This is a genomic window from Pseudomonas sp. E1MeOHC2, from assembly GCF_058745025.1.
This window is the reverse complement of record NZ_CP196675.1, coordinates 4936098-4959483: the sequence shown is the minus strand read 5'-3', so window position 1 is coordinate 4959483 and position 23386 is coordinate 4936098. Positions and strand designations below refer to the sequence as shown.

The 23386-nt window shown below is 61.5% G+C and carries 20 protein-coding genes; 12 read left to right on the top strand and 8 right to left on the bottom strand.

Annotation, left to right across the window (positions count from 1 at the left end):
• The first annotated feature begins 79 nt into the window (after positions 1 to 79).
• Together ACSSU5_RS22465 and ACSSU5_RS22460 are read left to right on the top strand one after the other, a co-directional pair.
• Positions 80 to 685, top strand: a complete 606-nt coding sequence (locus tag ACSSU5_RS22465; RefSeq protein WP_492559849.1) for an START domain-containing protein — start codon at positions 80 to 82, stop codon at positions 683 to 685.
• Between the two features lie 106 nt (positions 686 to 791).
• Complete coding sequence (locus ACSSU5_RS22460) at positions 792 to 1715, top strand: LysR substrate-binding domain-containing protein (RefSeq protein WP_264313545.1); 924 nt, start codon at positions 792 to 794, stop codon at positions 1713 to 1715.
• A gap of 60 nt (positions 1716 to 1775) precedes the next feature.
• Here ACSSU5_RS22460 and ACSSU5_RS22455 read toward each other — a convergent pair whose 3' ends face one another.
• Positions 1776 to 3194 carry an amino acid permease gene (locus tag ACSSU5_RS22455; RefSeq protein WP_492559848.1) on the bottom strand — a complete coding sequence of 473 codons (1419 nt, stop codon included), beginning with the start codon at positions 3192 to 3194 and terminating at the stop codon, positions 1776 to 1778.
• Between the two features lie 384 nt (positions 3195 to 3578).
• Positions 3579 to 4001, bottom strand: coding sequence for an Lrp/AsnC family transcriptional regulator (locus tag ACSSU5_RS22450; RefSeq protein ID WP_264313547.1), 423 nt, complete (start codon positions 3999 to 4001; stop codon positions 3579 to 3581).
• 191 nt (positions 4002 to 4192) lie between these two features.
• On the opposite strand from ACSSU5_RS22450, the gene ocd reads away from it, so the two are divergent.
• Positions 4193 to 5245, top strand: coding sequence for an ornithine cyclodeaminase (gene ocd / locus ACSSU5_RS22445; protein ID WP_264313548.1), 1053 nt, complete (start codon positions 4193 to 4195; stop codon positions 5243 to 5245).
• A gap of 23 nt (positions 5246 to 5268) precedes the next feature.
• Positions 5269 to 6228, top strand: a complete 960-nt coding sequence (gene ctlX, locus ACSSU5_RS22440; RefSeq protein WP_413470121.1) for a citrulline utilization hydrolase CtlX — start codon at positions 5269 to 5271, stop codon at positions 6226 to 6228.
• 215 nt (positions 6229 to 6443) lie between these two features.
• Here the strand turns inward: ctlX and sodC are convergent, their stop codons facing one another.
• The 4 genes from sodC to pobA all read right to left on the bottom strand — a co-directional run bounded on the left by sodC (position 6444) and on the right by pobA (position 11090).
• Positions 6444 to 6959, bottom strand: a complete 516-nt coding sequence (sodC, locus tag ACSSU5_RS22435) for a superoxide dismutase [Cu-Zn] SodC (RefSeq protein ID WP_492559847.1) — start codon at positions 6957 to 6959, stop codon at positions 6444 to 6446.
• 118 nt (positions 6960 to 7077) lie between these two features.
• Complete coding sequence (locus tag ACSSU5_RS22430; RefSeq protein ID WP_264313550.1) at positions 7078 to 7959, bottom strand: LysR substrate-binding domain-containing protein; 882 nt, start codon at positions 7957 to 7959, stop codon at positions 7078 to 7080.
• Positions 7960 to 8029: 70 nt separating this feature from the next.
• Positions 8030 to 9820, bottom strand: a complete 1791-nt coding sequence (gene ggt / locus ACSSU5_RS22425) for a gamma-glutamyltransferase (RefSeq protein ID WP_492559846.1) — start codon at positions 9818 to 9820, stop codon at positions 8030 to 8032.
• An 82-nt stretch (positions 9821 to 9902) separates the two neighbouring features.
• On the bottom strand, positions 9903 to 11090 hold the full coding sequence (gene pobA / locus ACSSU5_RS22420; RefSeq protein WP_264313552.1) for a 4-hydroxybenzoate 3-monooxygenase: 1188 nt from the start codon (positions 11088 to 11090) through the stop codon (positions 9903 to 9905).
• A gap of 172 nt (positions 11091 to 11262) precedes the next feature.
• Between pobA and ACSSU5_RS22415 the strand changes: the two genes are divergently transcribed.
• The 3 genes from ACSSU5_RS22415 (at position 11263) to ACSSU5_RS22405 (ending at position 13527) form a co-directional block, all read left to right on the top strand.
• Positions 11263 to 12141: a helix-turn-helix domain-containing protein gene (locus tag ACSSU5_RS22415; RefSeq protein ID WP_492559845.1), complete on the top strand. Its 879-nt coding sequence runs from the start codon at positions 11263 to 11265 to the stop codon at positions 12139 to 12141.
• A gap of 67 nt (positions 12142 to 12208) precedes the next feature.
• Complete coding sequence (locus ACSSU5_RS22410; protein WP_027593543.1) at positions 12209 to 12607, top strand: MerR family transcriptional regulator; 399 nt, start codon at positions 12209 to 12211, stop codon at positions 12605 to 12607.
• A gap of 20 nt (positions 12608 to 12627) precedes the next feature.
• Positions 12628 to 13527 (top strand): hydroxymethylglutaryl-CoA lyase, encoded by a 900-nt coding sequence (locus tag ACSSU5_RS22405; RefSeq protein WP_492559844.1) that lies wholly within the window; start codon positions 12628 to 12630, stop codon positions 13525 to 13527.
• Between the two features lie 531 nt (positions 13528 to 14058).
• Here the strand turns inward: ACSSU5_RS22405 and ACSSU5_RS22400 are convergent.
• On the bottom strand, positions 14059 to 14589 hold the full coding sequence (locus ACSSU5_RS22400; RefSeq protein ID WP_264313555.1) for an MgtC/SapB family protein: 531 nt from the start codon (positions 14587 to 14589) through the stop codon (positions 14059 to 14061).
• A gap of 142 nt (positions 14590 to 14731) precedes the next feature.
• Here ACSSU5_RS22400 and ACSSU5_RS22395 point away from each other — a divergent pair, with 142 nt between their 5' ends.
• The 5 genes from ACSSU5_RS22395 to ACSSU5_RS22375 all read left to right on the top strand — a co-directional run bounded on the left by ACSSU5_RS22395 (position 14732) and on the right by ACSSU5_RS22375 (position 21807).
• Entirely contained in the window at positions 14732 to 14971 is a 240-nt protein-coding gene (locus ACSSU5_RS22395) for a DUF3203 family protein (protein WP_492559843.1), read from the top strand.
• Between the two features lie 121 nt (positions 14972 to 15092).
• A complete protein-coding gene (ccoG, locus tag ACSSU5_RS22390) occupies positions 15093 to 16496 on the top strand; it encodes a cytochrome c oxidase accessory protein CcoG (RefSeq protein ID WP_492559842.1) in 1404 nt (467 codons plus the stop codon).
• Positions 16497 to 16547: 51 nt separating this feature from the next.
• Positions 16548 to 17957, top strand: a complete 1410-nt coding sequence (gene mapR, locus ACSSU5_RS22385; protein ID WP_264313558.1) for a GntR family transcriptional regulator MpaR — start codon at positions 16548 to 16550, stop codon at positions 17955 to 17957.
• A gap of 57 nt (positions 17958 to 18014) precedes the next feature.
• The gene (locus tag ACSSU5_RS22380; protein WP_492559841.1) at positions 18015 to 19670 is read left to right on the top strand and encodes a PAS domain-containing sensor histidine kinase; all 1656 of its coding nucleotides are present in this window, start codon (positions 18015 to 18017) and stop codon (positions 19668 to 19670) included.
• A 64-nt stretch (positions 19671 to 19734) separates the two neighbouring features.
• On the top strand, positions 19735 to 21807 hold the full coding sequence (locus ACSSU5_RS22375) for a hybrid sensor histidine kinase/response regulator (RefSeq protein ID WP_492559840.1): 2073 nt from the start codon (positions 19735 to 19737) through the stop codon (positions 21805 to 21807).
• Here the strand turns inward: ACSSU5_RS22375 and ACSSU5_RS22370 are convergent, their stop codons facing one another.
• Positions 21808 to 22554 (bottom strand): SDR family oxidoreductase, encoded by a 747-nt coding sequence (locus ACSSU5_RS22370; RefSeq protein ID WP_492559839.1) that lies wholly within the window; start codon positions 22552 to 22554, stop codon positions 21808 to 21810.
• Positions 22555 to 23386 lie beyond the last annotated feature (832 nt).

The following is a 23386-nucleotide window of genomic DNA, read 5'->3' as shown; positions in this document are numbered from 1 at the left end:
TTGGACCGAAGCCCGCCACCCTGGCGGGCTTTCTATTTGCCGCTCATACTGAACACCCCTGCCCTGTGCGGTATTCATCATGAACCGCTACCGCCTGCTTGCCGCTTTGTTGCTGGCGTTGTCCGGCTCCGTTCAGGCTGCCGACGACTGGAGCCTGGCCTACGACAGGGAAGGCATCCGTGTCTACCTGAGCGGCGCTGGCGATTCGCCTTACCAGCAGTTTCGCGGTGTCAGCACCATCAAGGCCAGCGTACGCACGCTGACAGACCTGCAGGAAAACCTGCGGGTGGCCTGCAAATGGCTGTATGCCTGCGCTGAGATGCGCCTGCTGGAGGTCGACGGCGACAGCACCTGGGTCTACCTGACCACCAACCTGCCGTGGCCGACAATGCCGCGCGATATCGTGGTCAAGGTCACCACGGAGCTGCGCGACGATGGCACCCTGTTGCGCCACCTGAGCGCCGACCCCGGCAAAATCCCTGAGGTGGCTGGGCTGATCCGCGTGCGGCACCTCACCGGCGAGTGGGCGATGAAACCGCTGGGTGAGCGCAAGACCGAGGTCACTTACCAACTCAAGGCAGACCCTGCCGGGGATGTACCGGGGTGGCTGGCCAACCGGTTCGTGGTCGATGCCCCGGTGGTGACGTTACGCACGCTGCGGGCAGTGGCCGAGCGTCAGCGCTGAGGCCAGCCTCGCCGATGGGAGCACAGGCGACTACCGCCTTGGCGGTTTTTCTGCCACTGTCTGCGCGCGGTGCGGACCAGCGCGTCGCGCCTTGCCAGGACGTCGCATGAAAACACAAGAAAACGGCAACACGCACAAAGGCTACCGGCGCATCATCCCGTCGATGACGGCATTGCTCGAATTCGAGGCAGTCGCCCGGCATAACAGCTTCACCCAGGCCGCCCAGGAACTGGGCGTGACCCAGGCGGCGGTGAGCAAGCAGGTCAAACAGCTTGAAGAAACCCTCGGCAGCCAGCTGTTTCAGCGCCTGCACCGGGGCGTGCGCCTGACCAGCGAGGGTCAGGCACTGTACGCGGTGATTTCCGACTCGCTGCAAAAGATCGCCTCGGTCTTTGACCGCCTCAGCGAGGGTGGCAACGAACAGGAGTTGGTGCTGAGCACCACTGCGACTTTTTCCCAGCTGCGGGTCATGCCCCGCTTGAGCACCTTGCGCACCGCCCTGCCCCAGGTGCGCCTGCGTCTGGCCACGCAGATGTTCATGGGCGACCTGCGCAATCACGATGTCGATCTGCTGGTGCGCTATGGCAATGGCCGCTGGGAAGACGGCAGTGCCGTGCAACTGTTCGAAGAAGAGATATTCCCAGTGTGTTCACCGGACTGGCTTACCCGCAACAGCCCGCCAGAATCGCTGGAAGCGTTGTATGGCGCCGAGCTGCTTGACGCCGATGCCACTACCGAAGGCTGGATGACCTGGCCTACCTGGTTCCGCGAGGTCGGCGGGCACCCGCCCAAGCTTCGCTACAGCCTGCGCTGCCACCTGTACACCGACACCGTGCAGGCAGCACTGCATGGGCACGGCATTGCACTGGGGTGGGGGCGGATGATCGACCACCTGCTGGCGTCCGGCGAGCTGGTGCGCCTGACCGATCTGGTGGTCAGGCCACGGGAGGCCTACTACCTGGTCGTGCCCCATGGCCGCAGTACTACCCCGACAATACTGGGCTTGGTGGACTGGTTGCGAGCCAGCTGAAAACAGCAAAGGCCGTGGCGTACTTCCCCACGGCCAGGCTGCGTCGAGGGCTCAACGTATTCAGGAAACCGTGGCTGCCAGCGGCCGTGCGCGCACCTTCACCCGGCGCCGGTAGGCAAGCAACAAGCCGATGTACCACAGCGGCATCACATACAGCGCGGTCCGTGTGTCAGGCTCCAAGGTCAGCAGGCACAGCACGAAAATCAGGAACAACTGCGCCAGCGCCGCCGTCACCCTGCCCCCCGGGAGCTTGAACCTGGATTGCTCATGCGCCTTGGGGTTCTGGCGGCGGTAGGCGAAGTAGGACATCAGGATCAGCGACCAGGTGACAATGATCATCACCGCAGAAATGGTCGACACCAGCGTAAAGACCGTCATGACCTCCGGGATCACGAACAGCAGCGTCAACGCAATTGCCATGCACACCCCCGAAAACATCAGCGCCCTGACCGGCGTACCCGACCCGGACAGGCGCCCGAACGCTGTCGGTGCCTGCTGCTGGTGAGACAGCCCATAGAGCATCCGCGACCCGGAATACACGCCGCTATTCGCGGACGAGGCTGCAGAAGTGAGCACGACAAAATTGATGATACCGGCAGCAGCCGGCAGGCCGCCCAGCAAGAACAGCTCGACGAACGGGCTGCGATTGGCAGGCACGTTAGCCCACGAGACCACGCTGATGATGCACACCAGCGAACAGATGTAGAACAGCAGGATGCGTACCGGGATGGTGTTGATCGCCTTGGGCAGGGTCTTTTCAGGGTCCTTTGCCTCGGCTGCCGCGGTACCAATCAGTTCGGTGCCCACGAACGAGAAAATCGCGATCTGGAACCCGGCCAGGAAGCCGAGAATGCCGTGGGGCATGACCACTCCGGGGGCCACCAGGTGACTGAAGGACGCCGTGACACCGGCTGGCGACGTGTAGGACGTGGCAACCATCACCAGCCCCGTCACCACCAGCAACACGATCGCAACGATCTTGATCAGCCCGAACCAGAACTCGACTTCACCGAACGCCTTCACGGCCAGCATGTTCAGCCCCAGCAGCAGGAACATCGTTGCGAATGCCGGTAGCCAGGTGGGCACATCGGGGTACCAGTACTGGAAGAAACCTGCCACCACCACCACATCGCCCACCGCCGCCACCACCCAACTGAGCCAGTATGACCAGCTGAGGATGAAGCCGGCACGCGGCCCCAGGTAGTTGTGCACCAGGTCGGCGAACGATTCCATGTTCAGGTTGGCGAGCAGCATCTCACCCATTGCACGCATGATGCAGAACACGAAAAAGCCGATGATGGCGTACACCAGGATGATCGAGGTGCCGGAAAGCGCAATGATCTTGCCCGACCCCATGAACAGCCCTGTGCCGATCGCGCCACTGATCGAGATGAGCTGAATGTGCCTGTTCTCTAGCCGTCGCTTCAGGGTACGGCTAGCCTCTGGAGCCGCGTCTTGCGAGTTGCACGTTTGATGCATAGTTGACCTCTTATTCTTTTTCTGTGAAACCACAGCCCCTTCACTTCGCCCTTTAATTGGCACGCAAGTGCACACTTTATGTAATGACAAGTGCGGGAGGCATGGGTATTAACGCAGACGGGAAAGCACGCCCCGATGAAACTTCTCATCAGGCTTAATTAATCATTGAAAGCCACTACGCGCGCACGCCGACTGAACGGGGCATGCCCGGCAAAACAGTGTTTAAACGTGATAAAACCGGGCGCTAACGCTGTTTCATTTTGCCAGTCGGTGTGGTCAATCGGAACGCTACAGAGTGCGCACACGCATTGGGATTTGTTGCACACTGGAAGACCCCGGTGACAGTTTGCGCTACGGCCATGAGCAATTGGCCTATCGCGGCGATCACATCTTGTAGGTGGAGAGCAAAATGCTGGTCTCGGTGTTTTCGATGTGCGGTATCGAGCGAATGGTGTTCAACGCCCGGTCGAAAGCCTCGAGGGTGTCGGCACGCAGCTCGGCCATCAAGTCCCAGCGGCCATTGGTGGTGTGGATGGCCACTACGTTGGGATGCCCGCGCAGCGCGTGCTTGACCTCCGCAGCATGATGGCCGCTGATGCCGATGCTGGTGATCGCCCGTACGCCCTGCTCCAGGGCATCTGACCTGAGGCGAATCGTGTAGCCGATGATCACCCCTTGTTCTTCAAGTTTGGTGATGCGGTTCTGCACCGTTGCCCTGGCGACCTTCAGCTTCTTCGCGAGGGTAAGGATGGGGGTGCGCGCATTGTCACGCAGCAGCGCGATCAGTTCCCGATCTACAGTGTCCATGGTGCCTGCCAAATTATCAGATTGTTATTCTGGGGTGGCAGATTGTCTAGAAAGTTGACGAAACTGGCAACCTGCTCTCTTCAATTTGACTCAACCTTTCATCACACTCTTCGTGCTGGCAACCCCTCAACAATCTTAAGCGTTCACCCTGCACGGACTGAGGTGAGAACGCACACATAAGGTGCAAGAACATGACGTATTTCATTGATGTTCCAACGATGTCCGATTTGGTGCAGGACATTGGCGTAGCCCCCTTCATTGGCGAACTGGCCGCGGCCCTACGTGAAGACTTTAAACGCTGGCAGGACTTTGATAAGTCGGCACGTGTTGCCAGCCATTCGGAAGTGGGTGTCATCGAATTGATGCCCGTCGCGGACACGCATCGCTATGCGTTCAAATACGTCAACGGGCACCCGGCCAATACCGCGAAAGACCTGCATACGGTCATGGCCTTTGGCGTGTTGGCCGATGTGGCAACGGGCTACCCGGTGCTGTTGTCGGAACTGACCATCGCCACCGCCCTGCGCACTGCCGCAACGTCATTGATGGCTGCACAGGCACTGGCTCGGCCGAACGCGAAAAAAATGGCGCTGATCGGCAATGGCGCGCAAAGCGAATTCCAGGCGCTGGCCTTCCACAAGCACCTGGGCATCGAAGAAATCGTCGCCTTCGACACCGACCCGCTGGCCACCGCCAAACTGATCGCCAACCTCAAGGAATACAGCGGCCTTACCATTCGCAAAGCCAACTCCGTGGCAGAGGCAGTCAAAGGTGTCGACATCATCACCACCGTGACCGCTGACAAAGCCTACGCAACCATCATCACCCCCGACATGCTCGAACCTGGTATGCACTTGAACGCCGTGGGTGGCGACTGCCCAGGCAAGACCGAACTGCATGCCGACGTACTGCGCAAAGCGCGCGTGTTTGTCGAGTACGAACCGCAAACCCGTATCGAAGGTGACATCCAGCAGTTGCCCGCCGACTTCCCGGTCGTCGACCTCTGGCGTGTACTGCGTGGCGAAATCGAAGGCCGTCAAAGCGACAGCCAGGTAACGGTGTTCGACTCGGTGGGCTTCGCGCTCGAAGACTATACCGTACTACGGTACGTACTACAGGAAGCCGAAAAGCGCGGCATGGGTTCGAAGATCGACCTGGTGCCTTGGGTTGACGAAGACCCGAAGGACCTGTTCAGCCATACCCGCGGCCGCGCTGCAAAAAGCCGTATCCGACGCGTTGCATAACCTTCTCACTCTCGGTATTTCAGATGGCATTTCCAACGCGTTCGATTCAGGCACCTGCGGCAGTGGTAATGGTCAGGCCGCATGCCTTCACCCCCAACCCGGAAACAGCGGCAGATAACTCGTTCCAGAGCACCCACCCCGACATCGGCGCACAGCACCTGGCCGAAGTCGCCCGCGACGAGGTCACGCAGGCGGCAGGAAGGCTCGAAGCGGAAGGTGTACGGGTTCACCTGTTCGATGACTTCGGCGAGCAGAACACACCGGATTCGGTGTTCCCGAACAACTGGTTCTCCACTCACCCCGGGGGCCACATCGCGATCTACTCGATGTACTCGCGCAATCGCCGGCGCGAGCGGCGTGCGGATGTCATCGAGATGCTCAAACACGAGTACCGCGTGCAGGATGTGATAGACTATTCCGGCCTGGAACAGGACGAGCTGTTTCTTGAGGGTACTGGCGCGATGGTATTCGACCACCTGTCCAGGGTCGCCTATACCGCGCGTTCCAACCGCGCCGACCCAATCGCCCTCGAGCGTTTCAGCACGCACTTCAATTTCGAGCCCATGGTGTTCGACACGGCAGACGAGCAAGGCACGCCGATCTATCACACCAACGTGCTGATGTGCGTGGCAACCGAGTTTGCGCTGGTGGGGTTCGACACGTTCACCAACCCCGCCCGCGCGCAGGAGGTGCGTATGCGGCTGATCGAATCGGGCCGTGACGTCATCGACCTGAGCAACCAGCAGATCAGCCAGTTTGCCGGCAACGCCATCGAGCTTTCTGGCCTGGACGGCCGAATCCTCGCGCTCTCGCGAAAAGCGTTCGACAGCCTTACAGGTGAACAGCGTCAACGCATCGAGCGTTCGGCGCGGCTGGTACCGCTGGATGTGCCGACCATTGAAATGGCAGGTGGCTCGGTGCGCTGCATGATCGCGGGGATTCACCTGTCACCACGAAGCCCGAGGGCGCTTTCGGTCAATTGATTCAACGTAACTTGCAGAAGATCAACCGAACCTGTGGGAGCGGGCTTGCCCCGCGAACACCGGCGAAGCCGGTGCCATGCTCCGCGTGGCTTCATTCGCGGGGCAAGCCCGCTCCCACAATGACCATTGTTCTCTGTGTGGCAGCGCAACCCCAAGAAGCTGGACAACCTCCCGCAAGACCCCGCCAAATCAGTAAGTGATGTGTGGTCTACGTGTTACTGCACGACCCCACATGCCACACGGGCACCACCACCGCCCAGTTTTGCGGGATGGTCGCTGTGATTGTCACCACCGGCATGCACCATCAGCGCATGGTCTTTGAAGTCCGAGGCCTTGAGGCGTGGCGCGAGTACCGGGTAGGTGGCCTTGCCATCGGCACCGACGTACAAGGCTGGCAAGTCGCCACGGTGGCCGCTGTCATCAAAGGGGCCTTTGTGCGCCTGGGTCGCGTCCGGGTCCCAGTGGCCACCCGCCGCACCGGCAGGCACAGCTTTGCCGTTTTCCTCGGTGGGTGCGCAAGACGCATTCTGGTGCAGGTGGAAACCGTGCACGCCAGGCGGCAGGTCCTTCAGATCAGGGGTCAGCAAGGCGCCGTATTTGCTCTGCTCGATGCTGATGGTCCCTATCGACTTGCCTGCGCCGTCGGGGCCTGCCAGCTTGAGTTCCACCGTCTGGGCGGCCTGGGCAAGGCCGGCGCTGGCCAGTATTGCGACGAATAGCGCTGCTTTCATGTGTTTCTCCATAGCGTGGGGAAGAGGGATGTCATACCCAGATAACAGGTAGGACTGCACAGCCTGTCAGGTATTCCATTCGGCCACAGACTGAAACACTTCCCTGGCACCACGGGTGTCAGATCCCACCCCCCGCCAGCAACTGCGTCATGACCTCGGCCAATGCCTTGACCATCACATCCGCCGTGGGCCGATGCACGATGACGATCTCGTAGCTGTCGACCTCGGGCAGCCCTTGTTCACCCCCCAGTACCCGGTGTTCGCGCGTTGCCGCCCGAGGCGGCAGCAGGCTGATGCCCATGCCATCGGCTACCGCAGCCTGGATGCCGCTGAGGCTGGAGCTGGTGAAGCTGATACGCCAACGCCGGCCCATGCCTTCAATGGCGGTGATCATGTCGTCTCGGTACAACCCGCGTGGCGGGAAAGTCACCAACGGAATCGGGTCAAGTTCGAAGGACGGCATGCGCGCACTGTCTATCCATTGCAGACGCTCTGGCCAGCAGGCCACCCCCTCGCGGCTGTTGCGCCGCTGTTTCAGCAGCACCAGGTCAAGTTCACCATTGTCATAGGCCTGGCTGAGGTCGCGGCACAGCCCGCTGGTCACCTCCAGTTTGACCTGCGGGTGCAGCCGGCTGAACGCCGACAGGGCATTGGTAGTGCGCCCGCCGACGAAGTCTTCGGGCACGCCCAGGCGCACGGTGACACCGACCATCGCCCCTGCCAGCGCTTCGAGCATCTGGTCGTTCAAGGCCAGCATATGGCGGGCATAACCGAGCAAGGTCTGCCCGGCGTCGGTCGGCAGCACATCACGGTTGCCGCGCACCAGTAAACGGTGGCCGACCATTTCTTCGAGCCGGCGCACCTTTTGGCTGATGGTGGACTGGGTCGAGTGCAGGCGTGCGGCCGCAGTGGTGAAACTGCCGCAATCGGCCACCACGACAATAGCGCGCAGCAGGTCGAGGTCGAACAGGGCTCTATTCGATTTCACGCTGATAGACATCTTGGTATTCAACTTCTGAATGGCAAGATAGCGTTCTATCACGCCACCTCACGCCCCGCAACGCGCGCACTCAATCGCCGAGCGCCTCGCCTTCACGCCGTGGATCGGCGCCGCCTGACCAGCCGACGGCAGTGCGCTGGATGATCTGCATGCCGCTGGTCATGGTCATGGGCGTCACCTCATGGCCCCACGCCGCCAGTTGCCGGATCAGCGCCGGGCTGGTCAGTTGCGCTTCCACTTCGGTACCGGCATTGCGGCTGCCAAAATTGGGCAGGTTGCTGGCTTGTTGCGGGTCGAGTTGCCAGTCCAGCAAGCCGACCAGGGCTTTATTCACGTAGCCGATGATTTGCGAGCCTCCGGGGGAGCCGAGGCTGGCCACCAGCTCCCCCGAGGCGCGAGAAAACACCAAGGTCGGCGCCATGGCCGACAATGGCCGCTTGCCCGGCTCGACCCGATTCGCCACAGGCTTACCCTGCTCCTGCGGCAGAAACGAGAAATCGGTCAGGTGGTTGTTCAGCAGAAAGCCCTTGACCATCAGGTGCGCGCCGAACGCCGCTTCGACCGACGTGGTCATTGCCAAGGCCTGGCCGCTGTCGTCCACGGCAGAAAGATGCGAAGTGGAGATACGCAGCGGCGAACGGTCGGGGGCCATGGCCAGGTCGGCGCCCTGCGGGGTGCCTGGGCGGGCGCGCTTCATGCTGTAAATACCGATCAGCGCGGCGCGATCGGCGAGGTAAGCAGGGTTGGTCAGGGCCTTGACGGGCACCGGTACATAGTCGCTGTCGGCGAGGTACTGGGCACGGTCGGCGTAGGCCAGGCGTTCGGCTTCTGCGATCAGGTGGACCGCCAGCGGCGCAGGTTCCAGGCCGGCGAGCGTTGACGTCACCTTTGGTGGCAATGCGGCGAGGTCATACTGCGGCGAAGCGCCTTGCAGCGCGTCGAGGATGCCCAAGGTCTGCAGTATGGCCACCCCGCCCGAAGAAGGCGGCGGCATGCCACAGATCCGCCAGGCTTTGTACGGGCCGCACACGGGTTCGCGCACCTGCGCCTGGTACTGGCGCAGGTCCTGCAGCGATAGTTGCCCGGCATTGGCATGCGCCCGCACCTGGGCGACGATCGCCTCGGCCACCTCACCGGTATAGAACGCGTCCGGCCCCTGCGCCGCGATGCGCTCCAGCGTCTGTGCAAGCTCGGGGTTACGCAGCATCGTGCCGACCGGCAGCGGCTTGCCGTTAGCACCCAGGAAGTACCGGGCCATGGCGGGGGAGCTTGCGACATAAGGGTCAGCTGCCAGCAAGGTGTGCAGCCGCTCGGAGACCGGAAAGCCCTTTTGCGCCAGCGTGATCGCGGGCGCGAACAGGGCCCGCCACGGCAGCTTGCCATGCTGCTCATGCGCCAGTTTCAGCGCCCGCAGCACGCCGGGAACGCCTACCGCGCGCCCACCGATCTGTGCCTCCCTGAAAGGCATCGGGGTGCCGTCGGCTTGTAGGAACAGCGATTCCGTGACCGTTGCAGGCGCTGCCTCACGGCCGTCGAATGCCTGCACCCGGTTGCCGTCCCAATACAGTATGAAGGCCCCGCCACCAATGCCGCTGGACTGCGGTTCAACCAGGGTAAGCACCATCTGCATGGCGATCGCCGCATCGATGGCACTGCCCCCGGCACGCAGCATCGCACGCCCCGCTTCGCTGGCCAGCGGGTTGGCCGCCGCCGCCATGTGCCGACTGGCGTGCACGGGTTGCAGGCCGCTGCGGTAGCCGGACTGCAGTTCGGGGGGTGCGGGCAGCACCTGGTCGGCCCAGGCCCAGCCAGTGGTAGTGGCTAGGCACAGGGCGGTTATCAGTTGCCCGGAAAATCTCATCAGCTTGCTTCCTGCCTTTCCTGTTCAGCAGGCCACAGTCTGTCATGCCCCAAGTCGAGTGCAAGCCTTGGGGCAGGTTTCCCTACGCCACCTCCTCAAACGGCAGCCCCACATAGTTCTCGGCAATATTCACCAACCCCGCCTGCGACGACAGGAAGTACTCGCGGTCTGCCTCCTGCATCTTCTGGTCCCAGGCATCCTTGTGCGCACCAAAGTCATGCAGCAACTGGGTCATGAACCAGCTGAAGCGCTCGCCTTTCCAGACCCGGCGCAGGGCCAGCGGCGAGTATTGCTGCAGCAGGTCGGTACGGCCTTCGTGGTAGACCTTGACCAGGATCCGGTACAAGTAATTGACATCCGAGGCCGCCAGGTTGAGGCCCTTGGCACCGGTGGGCGGAACGATATGGGCGGCATCACCGACCAAAAACAGATTCCCGTACTGCATCGGTTCGACTACCAGGCTGCGCAGCGGGGCAATGCTTTTTTCCAGCGCCGGGCCAGTTACCAGGCTCGCCGCCACATCCTCGGGCAGGCGGGCCTTGAGCTCGCCCCAGAAACGCTCGTCGGACCACGCTTCGACCTGATCGTCCAGCGGCACTTGCAGGTAGTAGCGGCTGCGCGTCTGCGAGCGTTGGCTGCACAGCGCGAAACCTCGCGTGTGGTGGGCGTAGATCAGTTCGTGATTGACCGGCGGGGTATCTGACAACAAGCCCAGCCAGCCAAACGGATAGACCCGCTCGTATTGCTTGAGCACGCCCTCGGGGATGCTCTGCCGAGAGACGCCGTGAAAACCGTCGCACCCGGCAATGTAGTCACACTCCAGGCGGTGAACCTGCCCGTCCTTCTCGAACGTCAGGTACGGTCGCTCGCCTTTGAGCGCGTGCGGTTTGACATTGCTCGCCGCGTAAATGATCGGTGCACCACTGGCTTCACGCGCTTGCATCAAGTCACGGGTCACCTCGGTCTGGCCATAGACCATCACCGTCTTGCCACCGGTCAGGGCCTTGAGGTCCAGACGCTGGCGGCGCCCGCCGACGAGCAGTTCGACGCCTTCGTGCACCAGGCCTTCACGGTCCATCCGCGCTGCCACACCGGCTTCACGCAGCAGGTCGACAGTGCCTTGCTCAAGTACACCGGCACGGATGCGCCCGAGCACGTATTCGGGGGTCTGGCGCTCGACAATGACGGTCTCGATACCCGCCTTGTGCAGCAACTGGCCGAGCAGCAGGCCGGACGGACCTGCACCGATGATTGCAACCTGAGTTTTCATTGTTGTTGTCTCTAGTCGGGCGATACCGGCCTGGACTGGCAGTGGCCTGGCATCTGCTGTTAGGGTTTGCACTTGCATTTTTACGGGCATTGGCAGCCGTTTAAGTGTGCTATTCCGTGCAAAACCTGCACTTTTACAAAAAACGTTCGATTAACGGACAGGCATAGCCCGCATGAAATCCACCCTCCCCGGCATTCCGTTGTTCCAGCTGTATGGCGAAAACCAGGCATGGCCCGGCACCGACCTGCTGCACTGCGAGTCGATCCCGGCACGCAGCCGTCTGCATCACTGGGAAATCAAGCCGCACCAGCACGCGGAGCTGTTCCAGCTGTTGTATGTGCAGCGTGGCCAGGCCGAAGTGGAAATCGAAGGGGTACGCAGCGCGATCAGCCAGGCCGCCATCCAGGTGGTACCGCCATTGACCGTGCACGGCTTTCGCTTCAGTGCCGACATCCAGGGGCATGTACTGACCTTCGGCACGGCGCTGGTGGCCGGCCTGGAGCAGCAACTGGGCGCGCCGCTGGGTATGCTTGCCGCGCCGGCGTGCTATGCGCTGGGCAAGGACCGCCAGCGCTTGCGCAGTCTGATCGACACGTTGCAGCAGGAGTACCAGGGTAACGCCCCGGCCCGGGCGACGATGCTGCAGGCGTTGGTCACAGCGCTGATGGTCTGGATCAGCCGCCAGCAGCAACTGGGGCAGGCACCACGCAACCGTGACGAACGTGACCGGCAGCTCCTCGGGCAATACCTGCGCCTGGTCGAGGGGCACTACCGCGAGCACCTGTCGGTGGAGGATTTTGCTGCACGCCTGAATGTTTCGAGCCTGCAGCTCAACCAGCTGTGCAGGGCGTTGAGTGGGCAGACTGCTTTGCAGGTGGTGCACCAGCGGCTGCTGCTGGAGGCGCGGCGCAACTTGCTCTATACGCGCATGAGCATCGGGCAGTTGTCGGATAGCCTGGGGTTCACCGACCCGACCTACTTTGCGCGGTTCTTCAAGCGCCTGACGGGGCAGACGCCCAATGGTTATCGCCGCTTGGCCGTGCCTGAATAACGCCCCTGCTTGACGTATACGTCAACCTGCATTCAGGATAGCCCCATACCCTACGCCGAGCCCCAGCATGAGCCTGCAGACCTACAGCATCTCCGACCTGTCCCGCGAGTTGGACATCACCACCCGCGCCATCCGCTTTTACGAGGAACAGGGCTTGCTGAGCCCCGAGCGGCGCGGCCTGGAACGCATCTATTCAGCCCGTGACAAGGTCAGCCTCAAGCTCATCCTGCGCGGCAAGCGCATTGGTTTCTCCCTCGCCGAATGCCGTGAACTGATCGAGCTGTACGACCCCACCAGCGGCAATCTCAAGCAGCTCAACAGCATGCTGGTGAAAATCGCCGAGCGCCGGGCACAGCTGGAGCAGCAGATGCTCGACATCCACCAGATGCAGCTCGAGCTCGACACCGCCCAGGAACGCTGTGAACAGGCCCTGGCCGCGACCTTGAACAATAAAGACAACCGTTGATCCGCCACAGGAAACCCGCCATGCCCTTGCCCAAAGAAGTCCGCCTGGTCGAAGTAGGCCCACGCGACGGCCTGCAGAACGAAGCCCAACCCATCAGCGTCGCCGACAAGGTACGCCTGGTGAACGACCTCACCGAGGCGGGCCTGGCCTATATCGAAGTCGGCAGTTTCGTCTCGCCCAAGTGGGTACCGCAGATGGCCGGTTCCGCCGACGTGTTCGCGGGCATTGTGCAGCGCCCAGGGGTGACCTATGCCGCCCTGGCGCCGAACCTGCGCGGCTTCGAAGATGCGCTGGCTGCAGGGGTGAAGGAGGTGGCGGTGTTTGCCGCAGCGTCCGAGGCGTTCTCGCAACGCAACATCAACTGCTCGATCAGCGACAGCCTCAAACGCTTCGAGCCGATTATGGAAGCAGCGCGCAGCAACGCCGTGCGCGTGCGTGGCTATGTCTCGTGCGTGCTGGGCTGCCCCTATGAAGGTAAGGTCAGCGCCGAACAGGTCGCGCCTGTTGCCCGCGCCCTGCATGACATGGGCTGCTACGAGGTATCGCTGGGTGACACCATCGGTACCGGCACTGCGGGGGATACCCGTCGGCTGTTCGACGTGGTCTCGGGCCAGGTGCCCCGCGAGCAGTTGGCCGGGCACTTCCACGACACCTATGGCCAAGCCCTGGCCAATGTCTACGCCAGCCTGCTTGAGGGCATCAGCGTGTTTGACAGCTCGGTGGCCGGGCTGGGGGGCTGCCCTTATGCCAAAGGCGCCACCGGCAATATCGCCACCGAGGACGTGCTGTACCTGCTGCAGGGGCTGGGCATCAACACGGGCATCGACCTGGACCGCCTGATCGCTGCCGGGCAGCGCATCAGCGGCGTGCTTGGCCGCGCCAACGGCTCGCGGGTGGCGCGGGCACGCAGCGCACAATAGTCACACGGGTGTCACATGAGTGTGGGTGGAGTGTTACCTCCCCCACGTTTTGCAGCAAAAAATCGGGTAACAGGGAAACAAATCGACAAAATTTCAGGTCAGGCGATTCGCACCAAAATAGCTAAGTGCTTGATTTTAAAGACTTTTAAAAAGTTGGCACGGCCCATGCTATATCTCTGGTACAAGAACAATAAAAATGTGACACCCAATAAAAACAACAGGTAACGGCTCTGACATAACAAGAACAACACGGCAGAGGCGTAGCAAGCAGATTTTTTTGGAGTAGACACGCTTTTCAGGGGTACGCCCCGCGGTCTGACACAGAACAATAAAACTACCTTCAGGTAGCGGCAGTCAGCACCGGATCAGTCATGATGAAGGCAGGTCAGCGCTCAAAAAAATACGTTTGCTCTTGACCCCGCATGGGGGTCGCTCGCAACACAAAGACAGGCTGACAAAAACAACAAAAGGCCAGTCTCAATAATAAAAAAAGAGCAGGCAACAACGCTTTGAGGGGAGCTTCGGCTCCCCTCAGTGCTTCCTGCCCTCCTCCTCGCTCTGCTTCTCTTCATCCTGCTTTTCAACCTTTTCCACCAGCAAAGGCATCATGCCCAGCACCAACAGTGCCAGCACTGTGCTGATCAATGCGGTGGCTTCACGCCCCATGCCAGCGGCCGTGCCAATCGCGGCGGTCATCCACAGCCCAGCGGCGGTGGTCAGCCCTTTCACATGGCTGGTGTCCTGGCCGTTCCCTTTAAGAATGGTGCCTGCGCCCAGAAAGCCGATACCGGCAACAATCCCCTGGATCACCCGGCTCAACGCCTGCTCGTCGGCGCCGGCCATGCTCGGGGCCAGTACGAACAGTGCAGCGCCCAGCGATACCAGCATGTGGGTACGCACGCCGGCAGACTTGCCTTTGCTCTCGCGCTCGAAACCCAGCACCGCGCCGAGCAATGCCGCCATCAGCAGGCGGACCAGTACCTGGGTGACCTCACGCTCGTCGCCGAGGTCGGCGAACTCGGCCTGGATGGTTTGCCAAATGGGGTGCCACCAAGGGTTCATCGTGCTGCTCCTGTTCAGGGTGCTCTGTCAGGGTTGACTCGTGGCGCGCTGGCAAGTGCGATACAGCCCGCCCAGCGGAACGATGAAGCAACCTGCCCGGTGCCGAGGTCACACCTGTAACCACCACCAGGAGGACGTTCCCATGCCAGTTGAAATCGACGAAAGCACCCGCCGTTGCACGCTCATCGGTGACAACGTGCACCTCGAAGGCGATGGCCCCACCATTGAAATCATCACCGACGAACAGCTGCGCATGTCGGTGGCATTGCTCGCCGGGCAACGGGTGCCCATCACCGAAGCAGAGGCTGATGCCTTGACCGTGGCGGGTGCGGTGGATAGCCGCAGGCATCTGAAGAGCAGTGTGCCAGGCTCGGTAATCTAAGGCTTCGAGCGGTTTAGCCGGCCATCTGATACGGTTTTTATCGCCAAACCTGAGCCTGTGCTGATATCAGCTCGGGGGCCATAGTGCTCATGCCTGATCGAGGCCTGATGAGCACCGAGCCATGAACGATAGAATCCCCTTTACCGAGATCGCCGCGCCCTCCCTCACAGCCGCCAAACGCCACGTTGACAGCGGCATCCACACCCGCAGCTTCACGGGGCTGTACCGCAACTTGCGTATCGGTTTTGCGGGGGTTTTGTTCGCCCTGTTTTTCGGCACCGCCTGGCTTGACTGGAACGGTCGACAGGCCGTGCTGTGGGATTTGAGCAGCAGCAAGTTCCACATCTTCGGCGCGACCTTCTGGCCGCAGGACTTCATCCTGCTGTCAGCGCTGTTGATCATCTGCGCCTTCGGCCTGTTTGCCATTACCGTGTACGCCGGCCGCGTGTGGTGCGGTTACAGTTGCCCGCAAAGCACCTGGACCTGGCTGTTCATGTGGTGCGAAAAAATCAGTGAAGGCGACCGCAATCAACGTATCAAGCTTGCTGCGGCCCCCTGGAGCCTGGAAAAGCTGGCCCGCCGTGCACTCAAGCACAGCCTGTGGCTGGCCATCGGCGTGCTCACCGGGCTGACCTTCGTCGGCTACTTCACCCCGATACGGCCCCTGGCCGCAGAGCTGTTCACCTTGCAGCTGGGTGGGGTCGCGTTGTTCTGGGTATTGTTTTTCACCGCCGCCACCTACATCAATGCCGGCTTGCTGCGTGACGCCGTTTGCCTGCACATGTGCCCTTACGCTCGCTTTCAGAGCGTGATGTTCGACAAAGACACCCTGGCGGTCGCCTACGACCCGCGCCGTGGCGAAACCCGTGGCCCGCGTAAAAAAGGCAGTGACGCCCACGCTCAAGGCCTGGGCGACTGCATCGACTGCACGATGTGTGTGCAGGTCTGCCCCACCGGCATCGACATCCGCGATGGCCTGCAGATGGCCTGTATCGGCTGCGCGGCCTGCATCGATGCCTGCGACGGGGTCATGGACAAAATGGGTTACGCCCGTGGGCTGATCGGTTACAAGTCCGAACACAGCCTGCAAGGCGGCAGCACCCATTGGTTGCGCCCGCGCCTGTTGGGCTATGCCGCCGCGCTGGTAGTGATGATCGGCGCGTTGGTGGTTGCCTTGCATTTGCGCCCGATGGTGTCGCTGGACGTGATCAAGGACCGTGGCCTGTTCCGCGAGAACGCCCAGGGCCAGATCGAGAACATTTACCTGCTCAAGGTCATCAACAAGACCGAAAGCACCCAACGCTATCACCTGCGCCTGCTGGACGCTGACGGGTTCACCCTGCAGGGCAAGACCGAGTTCATCATCCCGGCCGGCGAGATGAGCGAATTGCCTGTGTCGGTGGCGATGCTCGCAGAACGCCCGAGCAGCAGCTCGCAAACCTTAAGTTTCGAGGTGCAGGACAGTGACGATCCTGCCGTGCGCAGCGTTGCCCAAAGCCGCTTCGTCGCACCGATGAACCGCTGATCCCTTACACTGTTTTCCACCTTGCCTGCCAGGCTTCGACAGAAGGCCAGAATGAAACGCTACGAACGATTCGCCGACGACATTGCCGAACTGATCCGCTCCGGTGTGCTGGGCCCTGGGCAGCGGGTGCCGTCGGTGCGCTATGCCAGCCAGACCCACGGGGTCAGCCCATCCACGGTGTTTCAGGCCTATTACCTGCTTGAGCGCCGTGGGCTGATCCGCGCGCGGCCGCGCTCGGGGTATTTCGTCAACGCCCATGCGCCGCGCCAGTTCAGTGAACCACAGGCCTTGCAGCCGGTCAGCGAATCCACCGATGTCGACGTCAGCGCCCTGGTCTTTTCCATCCTCGACTCGATCAAGGACCCCAACACCGTACCGTTCGGCTCGGCGTTCCCAAGCCCCGAGCTGTTCCCGCTGCAGCGTTTGGCTCGCTCGCTGGCCAGCGCCAGCCGCGCGATGGACCCACGCATGGTGGTCACCGACCTGTCACCCGGCAACCCACAACTGCGCCGGCAGATTGCCCTGCGCTACATGGTCGGCGGGCTGATGCTGCCGATGGAAGAGCTGTTGATCACCAATGGCGCGCTCGAAGCGCTGAACCTGTGCCTGCAGGCCGTCACCGAGCCCGGCGACCTGGTGGCGATCGAGGCACCGGCCTTCTATGCCTGCCTGCAAGTACTGGAGCGGCTCAAACTCAAAGCCGTGGAAATCCCCGTTCACCCGCGTGAGGGCATGGACCTGAACGTGCTGGCGCAAACCCTGGAAAAGCACCCGATCAAGGCTGTGTGGTGCATGACCAACTTCCAGAACCCGGTGGGCGCCAGCATGCCAGAAGCCAAGAAGCAGGCGCTGGTCGAACTGCTGGCACGCCATGAGGTGCCGCTGATCGAAGACGACGTCTACGCCGAACTGTATTACGCGCAACAAGCGCCCAAGCCAGCCAAGGCCTTCGACACGCAAGGCCTGGTGATGCACTGCGGTTCGTTCGCCAAGAGCCTGGCGCCCGGTTACCGGATTGGTTGGGTGGCCGCCGGGCGTTTCGCGCAGAAGATCGAACGCCTCAAGCTGATGACCTCGCTGTGCGCATCGATGCCCGCCCAGGCAGCTATCGCCGACTACCTGCAGCACGGGGGATATGACCGCCACCTGCGCAAGCTACGCTATGCCCTGGAAGGTCAGCAAGCCAACATGCTCGCCGCTATTTCCCGGTACTTCCCGGTACAGACGCGGGTCAGCCAACCCTCCGGCGGCTATTTCCTGTGGCTCGAACTGCCAGAGCAGATGGATGCACTCAAACTGTTCCACATGGCCTTGGCCCAAGGCATCAGTATCGCGCCGGGGCCGATCTTCTCGCCGACCCGACGCTTCGGCAATTGTATCCGCCTGAACTACGGCAGCCCCTGGCACGACGGTGCCGAACGCGCCATGGAAACCCTGGGGCGGATCATTCGCTCGTTCTGATAGCGCTTGCCCTGCGGCGCGACTATAGTTGCTCGGTCCTTTAACTGGATCGACACCATGCAGCCAGCCACTGAACTTTCCTACGAACAGTTGCTGGCACGCGTCGCGGAGCTGGAAGCCTTGCTGACCCAGCGCGAGGACATCGCGCAGGCCAACAACAAACTGCTCGGTGAACTGGTCGATAACAGCCTGGCCAACGTGTTTGCTGCCGACCGAAAAATGCGCTTGTTGGCAATCAATCGCACGGCCCGCGAAACTTTTCGGCGTTTGCGCGGTTTTGTGCCGCAGATCGGCGATTACATCCCACAGTTTCTTGCCAATCAACCGGACATCATGAGCCGGTTGGCCCCGGTATGGCCGCGCCTGCTGGCCGGCGAAGCATTCATCGATACCATCGCCCTGGGGCCACCTGAGGCCCTGCGTCATTACGAGATCCGCTACCACCCACTGCTTGATGCGCGGCAGCGCATCCAGGGCGGCTACCTGTTTGCCTATGACATTACCGAACGCATTGCCGAGCAGGAACGTCTGCACCAAGCCGAAGAGGCACTGCGCCAATCGCAGAAAATGGAAGCGGTCGGCCAATTGACCGGCGGCATTGCCCATGATTTCAACAACCTGCTGGGCAGCATCCTTGGCGCACTGGAGCTGGCCGAACAACGCCTGGGCCAGCAACGCTATCGCGACACGGCAAGGATGCTCGAAGTCGGCAAGCTCAACGCTTTGCGGGCGGCCTCACTGGTACAGCGCCTGCTGGCTTTTTCGCGCCAGCAGACACTGCTTCCGCAACCGGTCGATGTGCAACTGCTGGTGGCCGAAATGAACGACCTGATCCGCAGCTCGATCGATTCGCACATCGACTTCCACGACCTGACATCGGCAGGTCAATGGTCGATCCGCATCGATCCACAACAGCTGGAAAATGCCCTGCTGAACCTGTGCATCAATGCCCGTGACGCCATGCCCCTGGGTGGCGCCCTGCGCATTGGCTGTGAAAATGCCGAGCTCGACGAGGACCAGGCCAGCCGCCTGGACCTGCCGCCGGGGCAATTTCTGCACATTCGTGTGGACGATACCGGCATGGGCATGTGCAAGGACGTGCTGCAGCGAGCAGTTGATCCGTTCTTCACAACCAAGCCGATGGGCCAAGGCACTGGCCTTGGGCTGTCCATGGTCTATGGCTTTGTGTGCCAGTCCGGCGGGCAGTTGCGCATCGACAGCGTACTGGGCCAAGGCACCACCGTTCACCTGTATTTGCCTCGGGACGAGAACAGCCCGCCCCCTGGCCTGTGCGCTGCGCCCGAAGAGGCTGTCGGAAGGCCGCAACACAGGCCTTATCGGATCATGCTGGTAGAGGATCAAGCGACCATGCGCCTGGTGCTCGGCGACGTGCTGACGGAACTGGGCCACGATGTACAGGCTTTCGAGGATGGCCGTAGCGCACTCAAGACGTTGCGTGAGGGCCCATTGCCTGACTTGCTGATCACTGACGTCGGGCTGCCCGGAGGCATCGATGGGCACCAACTCGCAGACGCCTACCGAAGCCTTACCAATGAAGCGCCCGTGATACTGATCACCGGCTACGACATCACCAGCAACATGGCCAGAAGCTGGCTAGCGAGCCACACTGAGGTGCTGTCCAAGCCGTTCGAGCTGAAGGCACTGAGTGAGCGCATCGACCGCCTGCTGGGCGTGACTGCGCATTTGCGTTAAGCGGGTTTTCGCCTTCGGGGTGAACACGTTAAAGTCTGGCCATTCCATTTCGTCGGACGTCTGCATGCCTTCCAGCGACCTGCTTTCCCTGCGCCAACAAGTAAAAGAACTGCAGCAACGCAATGCTCTGCTGGAGTCGCGGCTGGCCAACGACCAGGCATACGATCAGGACCTCTACCGGTCGCTGTTCGATACCATGGACGAAGGTTTCTGCATCATCGAATTTTTCGATGGCCCGCACGGCCCGCTGAGTGACTATGTGCATGTCGTGGCCAACGCAGCTTATGCCAAACACGCCGGCATCCCCAACGTGGTCGGGCAAAAGCTGCGCGAGATGGTCCCCGACGAAGCGGACGGCTGGGTCGCCCGCTACGGTGAGGTACTGCGCACGGGCGAGCCTCTGCAGTTCGAACAGGAGCTGGTTGCCACCGGACACATCCTTTCCGTCACCACCTTTCGCGTCGAGCCGGCCGAAAGACGCCAGGTCGCGGTCCTGTTCAAGGATGTCACCGAGCGCCGTCGGGCAGAAGTTGCCCTGCAACGCCTGAATGAAGAGCTCGAACAGCGGGTCGCTGCCGCGCTGTCGGAGCGCCGGCTGTTTGCCGAGCTGGTCGATCACAGTGTGGTCAACGTGCATGTGATCGACAAAGACTTGCGCTGGTTGGCTGTTAATCGCCAGGCCAAGCACGACTTCAACCGGCTGTATGGCAATACGCCAGAGATCGGCTACCTTATGCCGGCGTTGATGGGAGACAGTGTCCAGGACCAGGCACTGATCCTGCCCATGTGGCACCGGGCGCTGGCAGGTGAGCAATTTATCGAGGTTGCCGCCTTTGGCCGGGCCTGCGATTTGCGCCATTACGAGCTGCGCTTCAATGCTTTGCGCGACCATGACGGTGAACTGCAAGGTGCCTATCTGTTCGCCTACGACATCAGTGAACGGGTTCAAGAGCAACAACGCCTGGCCAAGGCAGAAGACGCATTGCGCCAGGCCCAGAAAATGGAAGCCGTGGGCCAGTTGAGTGGCGGTATCGCTCACGATTTCAATAATTTGCTGGGTGGCATCCTAGGTGCCCAGGAGCTGATGCAGCAACACCTGGAGCAGTCGCGTTTCGACGCCCTGGCGCCTTTGCTTGAGCTTTCCAGCAGCTCGGCGCAGCGGGCCTCTTCGTTGGTGCATCGGCTGTTGGCCTTCTCGCGCCAGCAAACCTTGCAACCACGCGCCACACAGGTATCCACCCTGGTGGCCGGCATGGAAGAGCTCGTGCGTCGCAGCATCGGCCCGTCAATCGCGTTGAACAGTCACTTCGATGCGCAGCTGTGGCCAACGTTCATCGACCCTCCGCAACTGGAAAGCGCCCTGCTCAACGTCTGCATCAATGCCCGCGATGCCCTGCCAGCAGGCGGGACAATCGATATCTACGGCGAAAACATAGTGCTGGACAGCGATCTGGCCCGGCCTTTTGAGCTGCCGTCGGGCGAATATGTGCGGCTCAGCATCGTCGATAACGGCCATGGCATGTCATCGGAAGTGGCGGAGCGCGTGCTCGACCCGTTCTTCACCACCAAGCCTTTGGGCCAGGGTACCGGCCTGGGGTTGTCGATGACCTATGGCTTCGTGCGCCAGTCGGGTGGGCAACTGCGTGTGCTCTCGGTACTCGGCACAGGTACGCGCATCGAGTTGTATCTCCCCCGGCACCACGAACACCCCGTCGAGGTTGCGCCCAGGCCCAAGAGCAGGCTACCCGAAAAAGCCAACACGGCTGCACGCATTTTGCTGGTCGAGGACCAGACGGCCCTGCGTCTGGTGGTGTGCGAAGTGCTGGAAGAGTTGGGTTATCAGGTTGAGGCGTTCGAGGACGGTCCGGCTGCCCTTGCCCATCTACAGGGCAGCGAGCGACCGGACTTGCTGCTCAGCGATATCGGCCTGCCGGGTGGTCTTAACGGCCGCCAGGTGGCCGAACGCTGCCGCGAGCTGTACCCCGAGCTTAAGGTGTTGTTTATCACCGGCTACGACGAGAGCGCGGTACTCAGTGATGGCCAGTTGTTGCAAGGCACTGCGGTATTGACCAAGCCGTTCGAACTCGATGCATTGGCCGAGCGGGTACGCGAAATGCTGGATGAACAAAGGGCCTGATCAGCGCCCGCCGCCCAGATCGACGAAGCTGCCGGTGGAATAGGACGCCTTGTCCGAGAGCAGCCAAAGAATGGCCTCGGCGACTTCTTCCGGCCGGCCACCGCGGCCCATTGGCAGCCCGGGTTCGAGCTTGGCGACGCGGTCGGGGTCACCGGAAAGCGCGTGGAAGCCGGTGTGTATATAGCCGGGGCGCACGCCATTGACCCGCACGCCCTCACCCGCCACTTCCTTGGCCAAGCCAAGGGTGAAGGTGTCTAGCGCGCCCTTTGAGGCGGCGTAGTCGACATACTCGTTAGGTGAGCCCAGGCGGGCGGCCACTGATGAGACGTTGACGATGGCCCCACCCTGCCCGCCATGCCGACGTGCCATGCGCCGCAGGGCATGTTTGGCGCAGAGCATGGGGCCGACGACGTTGGTCTTCATCACCTTGAGCAGGCGAAACTCGGACATGTCCTCGACGCGGCTCTGCTGGCCGATGGTGCCGGCGTTGTTGACCAGTGCAGTGACGGGGCCGAGTTCTTGATCGACGCGATGGAACAGTTGGATGATTTCATCCTCGACACTGGCGTCGGCGCGCACGGCGATGGCTTCGGCGCCCAGCGCGCGGACTTGGCTGAGGATGCCTTCGGCGGCCTGGTCGTCAGCGTGGTAATTGATGCAGATGCGATAACCTTGCTGGGCTGCCAGCAGGGCTGTCGCGGCGCCGATACCTCGGCTGGCGCCGGTAATGACGATGACTTTCTCCATGGGTCTGCCAATGCTGTTGAAAATGGAGTTTCGACAATAGGGGAAATGCCACCGGATGGGAATGCCACCCAATACTTCGAAGCGTGCTATCCCCCGTGTTCTTGATCTGGCTCTTGATCTGGCTTTTGATCTTGATCTTGATCTTGATCTGGTTTTTGATCTTGATCTGGCTTTTGATCTTCAGCGACTCAGGAGGCCGAGCGTAGGCGTCTGTAGGGCCAGGTGCGCAGCACCCTTCGGCGTAGCCGAAGGCGCGAGATGTAGGTTTGCGGAGCAAACCGTAGGCCGCGCGGGCCCGGAAGACGCCGGAGCGAGGGGACCCCGAAGCGTAGCGTAGGGGCCGTATGATGGAGCGCAGACCTTTTTGGTTACTTTTTGGGGCGTTTGCCAAAAAGTGACCCGCTGTAAGAGCGGAAAGGTGATTAAGCGTCGCCATAGCAAATGGACTTTGCCAGATCTCAATACCAACGGTTGGAGCACAAAGCACAAAGCACAGCTATGGGCGGACACACCGCGTAGGCATTCATTTACGATAGCGGCGCACACTCACCTTTCCGCCCTTACGGCGGGTCACTTTTTTTCTTGGAAAAAAGTAACCAAAAACCGCTTGCTCCATCATACGGCCCCTACGCTACGCTTCGGGGTCCCCTCGCTCCGGCGCCTTCCGGGCCCGCGCGGCCTACGGTTTGCTCCGCAAACCTACATCTCGCGCCTTCGGCTGCGCCGAAGGGTGCTGCGCACCTGGCCCTCCAGTCACCTCCACTCGGCCTCCTGAAGTCGCAGAAGATCAAAAGCAAGATCAAAAGCAAAAGCAAAAGCAAGATCAAAAGCA

Coding starts and splice junctions, on each gene's coding strand:
- ACSSU5_RS22455 (WP_492559848.1), bottom strand. CDS start 3,194: ATGCATCAAACGTGCAACTCGCAAGACGCGGCTCCAGAGGCTAGCCGT.
- ctlX (WP_413470121.1), top strand. CDS start 5,269: ATGGCATTTCCAACGCGTTCGATTCAGGCACCTGCGGCAGTGGTAATG.
- ACSSU5_RS22405 (WP_492559844.1), top strand. CDS start 12,628: ATGCCCTTGCCCAAAGAAGTCCGCCTGGTCGAAGTAGGCCCACGCGAC.
- ACSSU5_RS22460 (WP_264313545.1), top strand. CDS start 792: ATGAAAACACAAGAAAACGGCAACACGCACAAAGGCTACCGGCGCATC.
- ACSSU5_RS22395 (WP_492559843.1), top strand. CDS start 14,732: ATGCCAGTTGAAATCGACGAAAGCACCCGCCGTTGCACGCTCATCGGT.
- ACSSU5_RS22400 (WP_264313555.1), bottom strand. CDS start 14,589: ATGAACCCTTGGTGGCACCCCATTTGGCAAACCATCCAGGCCGAGTTC.
- ccoG (WP_492559842.1), top strand. CDS start 15,093: ATGAACGATAGAATCCCCTTTACCGAGATCGCCGCGCCCTCCCTCACA.
- ACSSU5_RS22430 (WP_264313550.1), bottom strand. CDS start 7,959: ATGTCTATCAGCGTGAAATCGAATAGAGCCCTGTTCGACCTCGACCTG.
- ACSSU5_RS22415 (WP_492559845.1), top strand. CDS start 11,263: ATGAAATCCACCCTCCCCGGCATTCCGTTGTTCCAGCTGTATGGCGAA.
- ggt (WP_492559846.1), bottom strand. CDS start 9,820: ATGAGATTTTCCGGGCAACTGATAACCGCCCTGTGCCTAGCCACTACC.
- ocd (WP_264313548.1), top strand. CDS start 4,193: ATGACGTATTTCATTGATGTTCCAACGATGTCCGATTTGGTGCAGGAC.
- ACSSU5_RS22370 (WP_492559839.1), bottom strand. CDS start 22,554: ATGGAGAAAGTCATCGTCATTACCGGCGCCAGCCGAGGTATCGGCGCC.
- ACSSU5_RS22410 (WP_027593543.1), top strand. CDS start 12,209: ATGAGCCTGCAGACCTACAGCATCTCCGACCTGTCCCGCGAGTTGGAC.
- mapR (WP_264313558.1), top strand. CDS start 16,548: ATGAAACGCTACGAACGATTCGCCGACGACATTGCCGAACTGATCCGC.
- ACSSU5_RS22450 (WP_264313547.1), bottom strand. CDS start 4,001: ATGGACACTGTAGATCGGGAACTGATCGCGCTGCTGCGTGACAATGCG.
- ACSSU5_RS22380 (WP_492559841.1), top strand. CDS start 18,015: ATGCAGCCAGCCACTGAACTTTCCTACGAACAGTTGCTGGCACGCGTC.
- sodC (WP_492559847.1), bottom strand. CDS start 6,959: ATGAAAGCAGCGCTATTCGTCGCAATACTGGCCAGCGCCGGCCTTGCC.
- pobA (WP_264313552.1), bottom strand. CDS start 11,090: ATGAAAACTCAGGTTGCAATCATCGGTGCAGGTCCGTCCGGCCTGCTG.
- ACSSU5_RS22465 (WP_492559849.1), top strand. CDS start 80: ATGAACCGCTACCGCCTGCTTGCCGCTTTGTTGCTGGCGTTGTCCGGC.
- ACSSU5_RS22375 (WP_492559840.1), top strand. CDS start 19,735: ATGCCTTCCAGCGACCTGCTTTCCCTGCGCCAACAAGTAAAAGAACTG.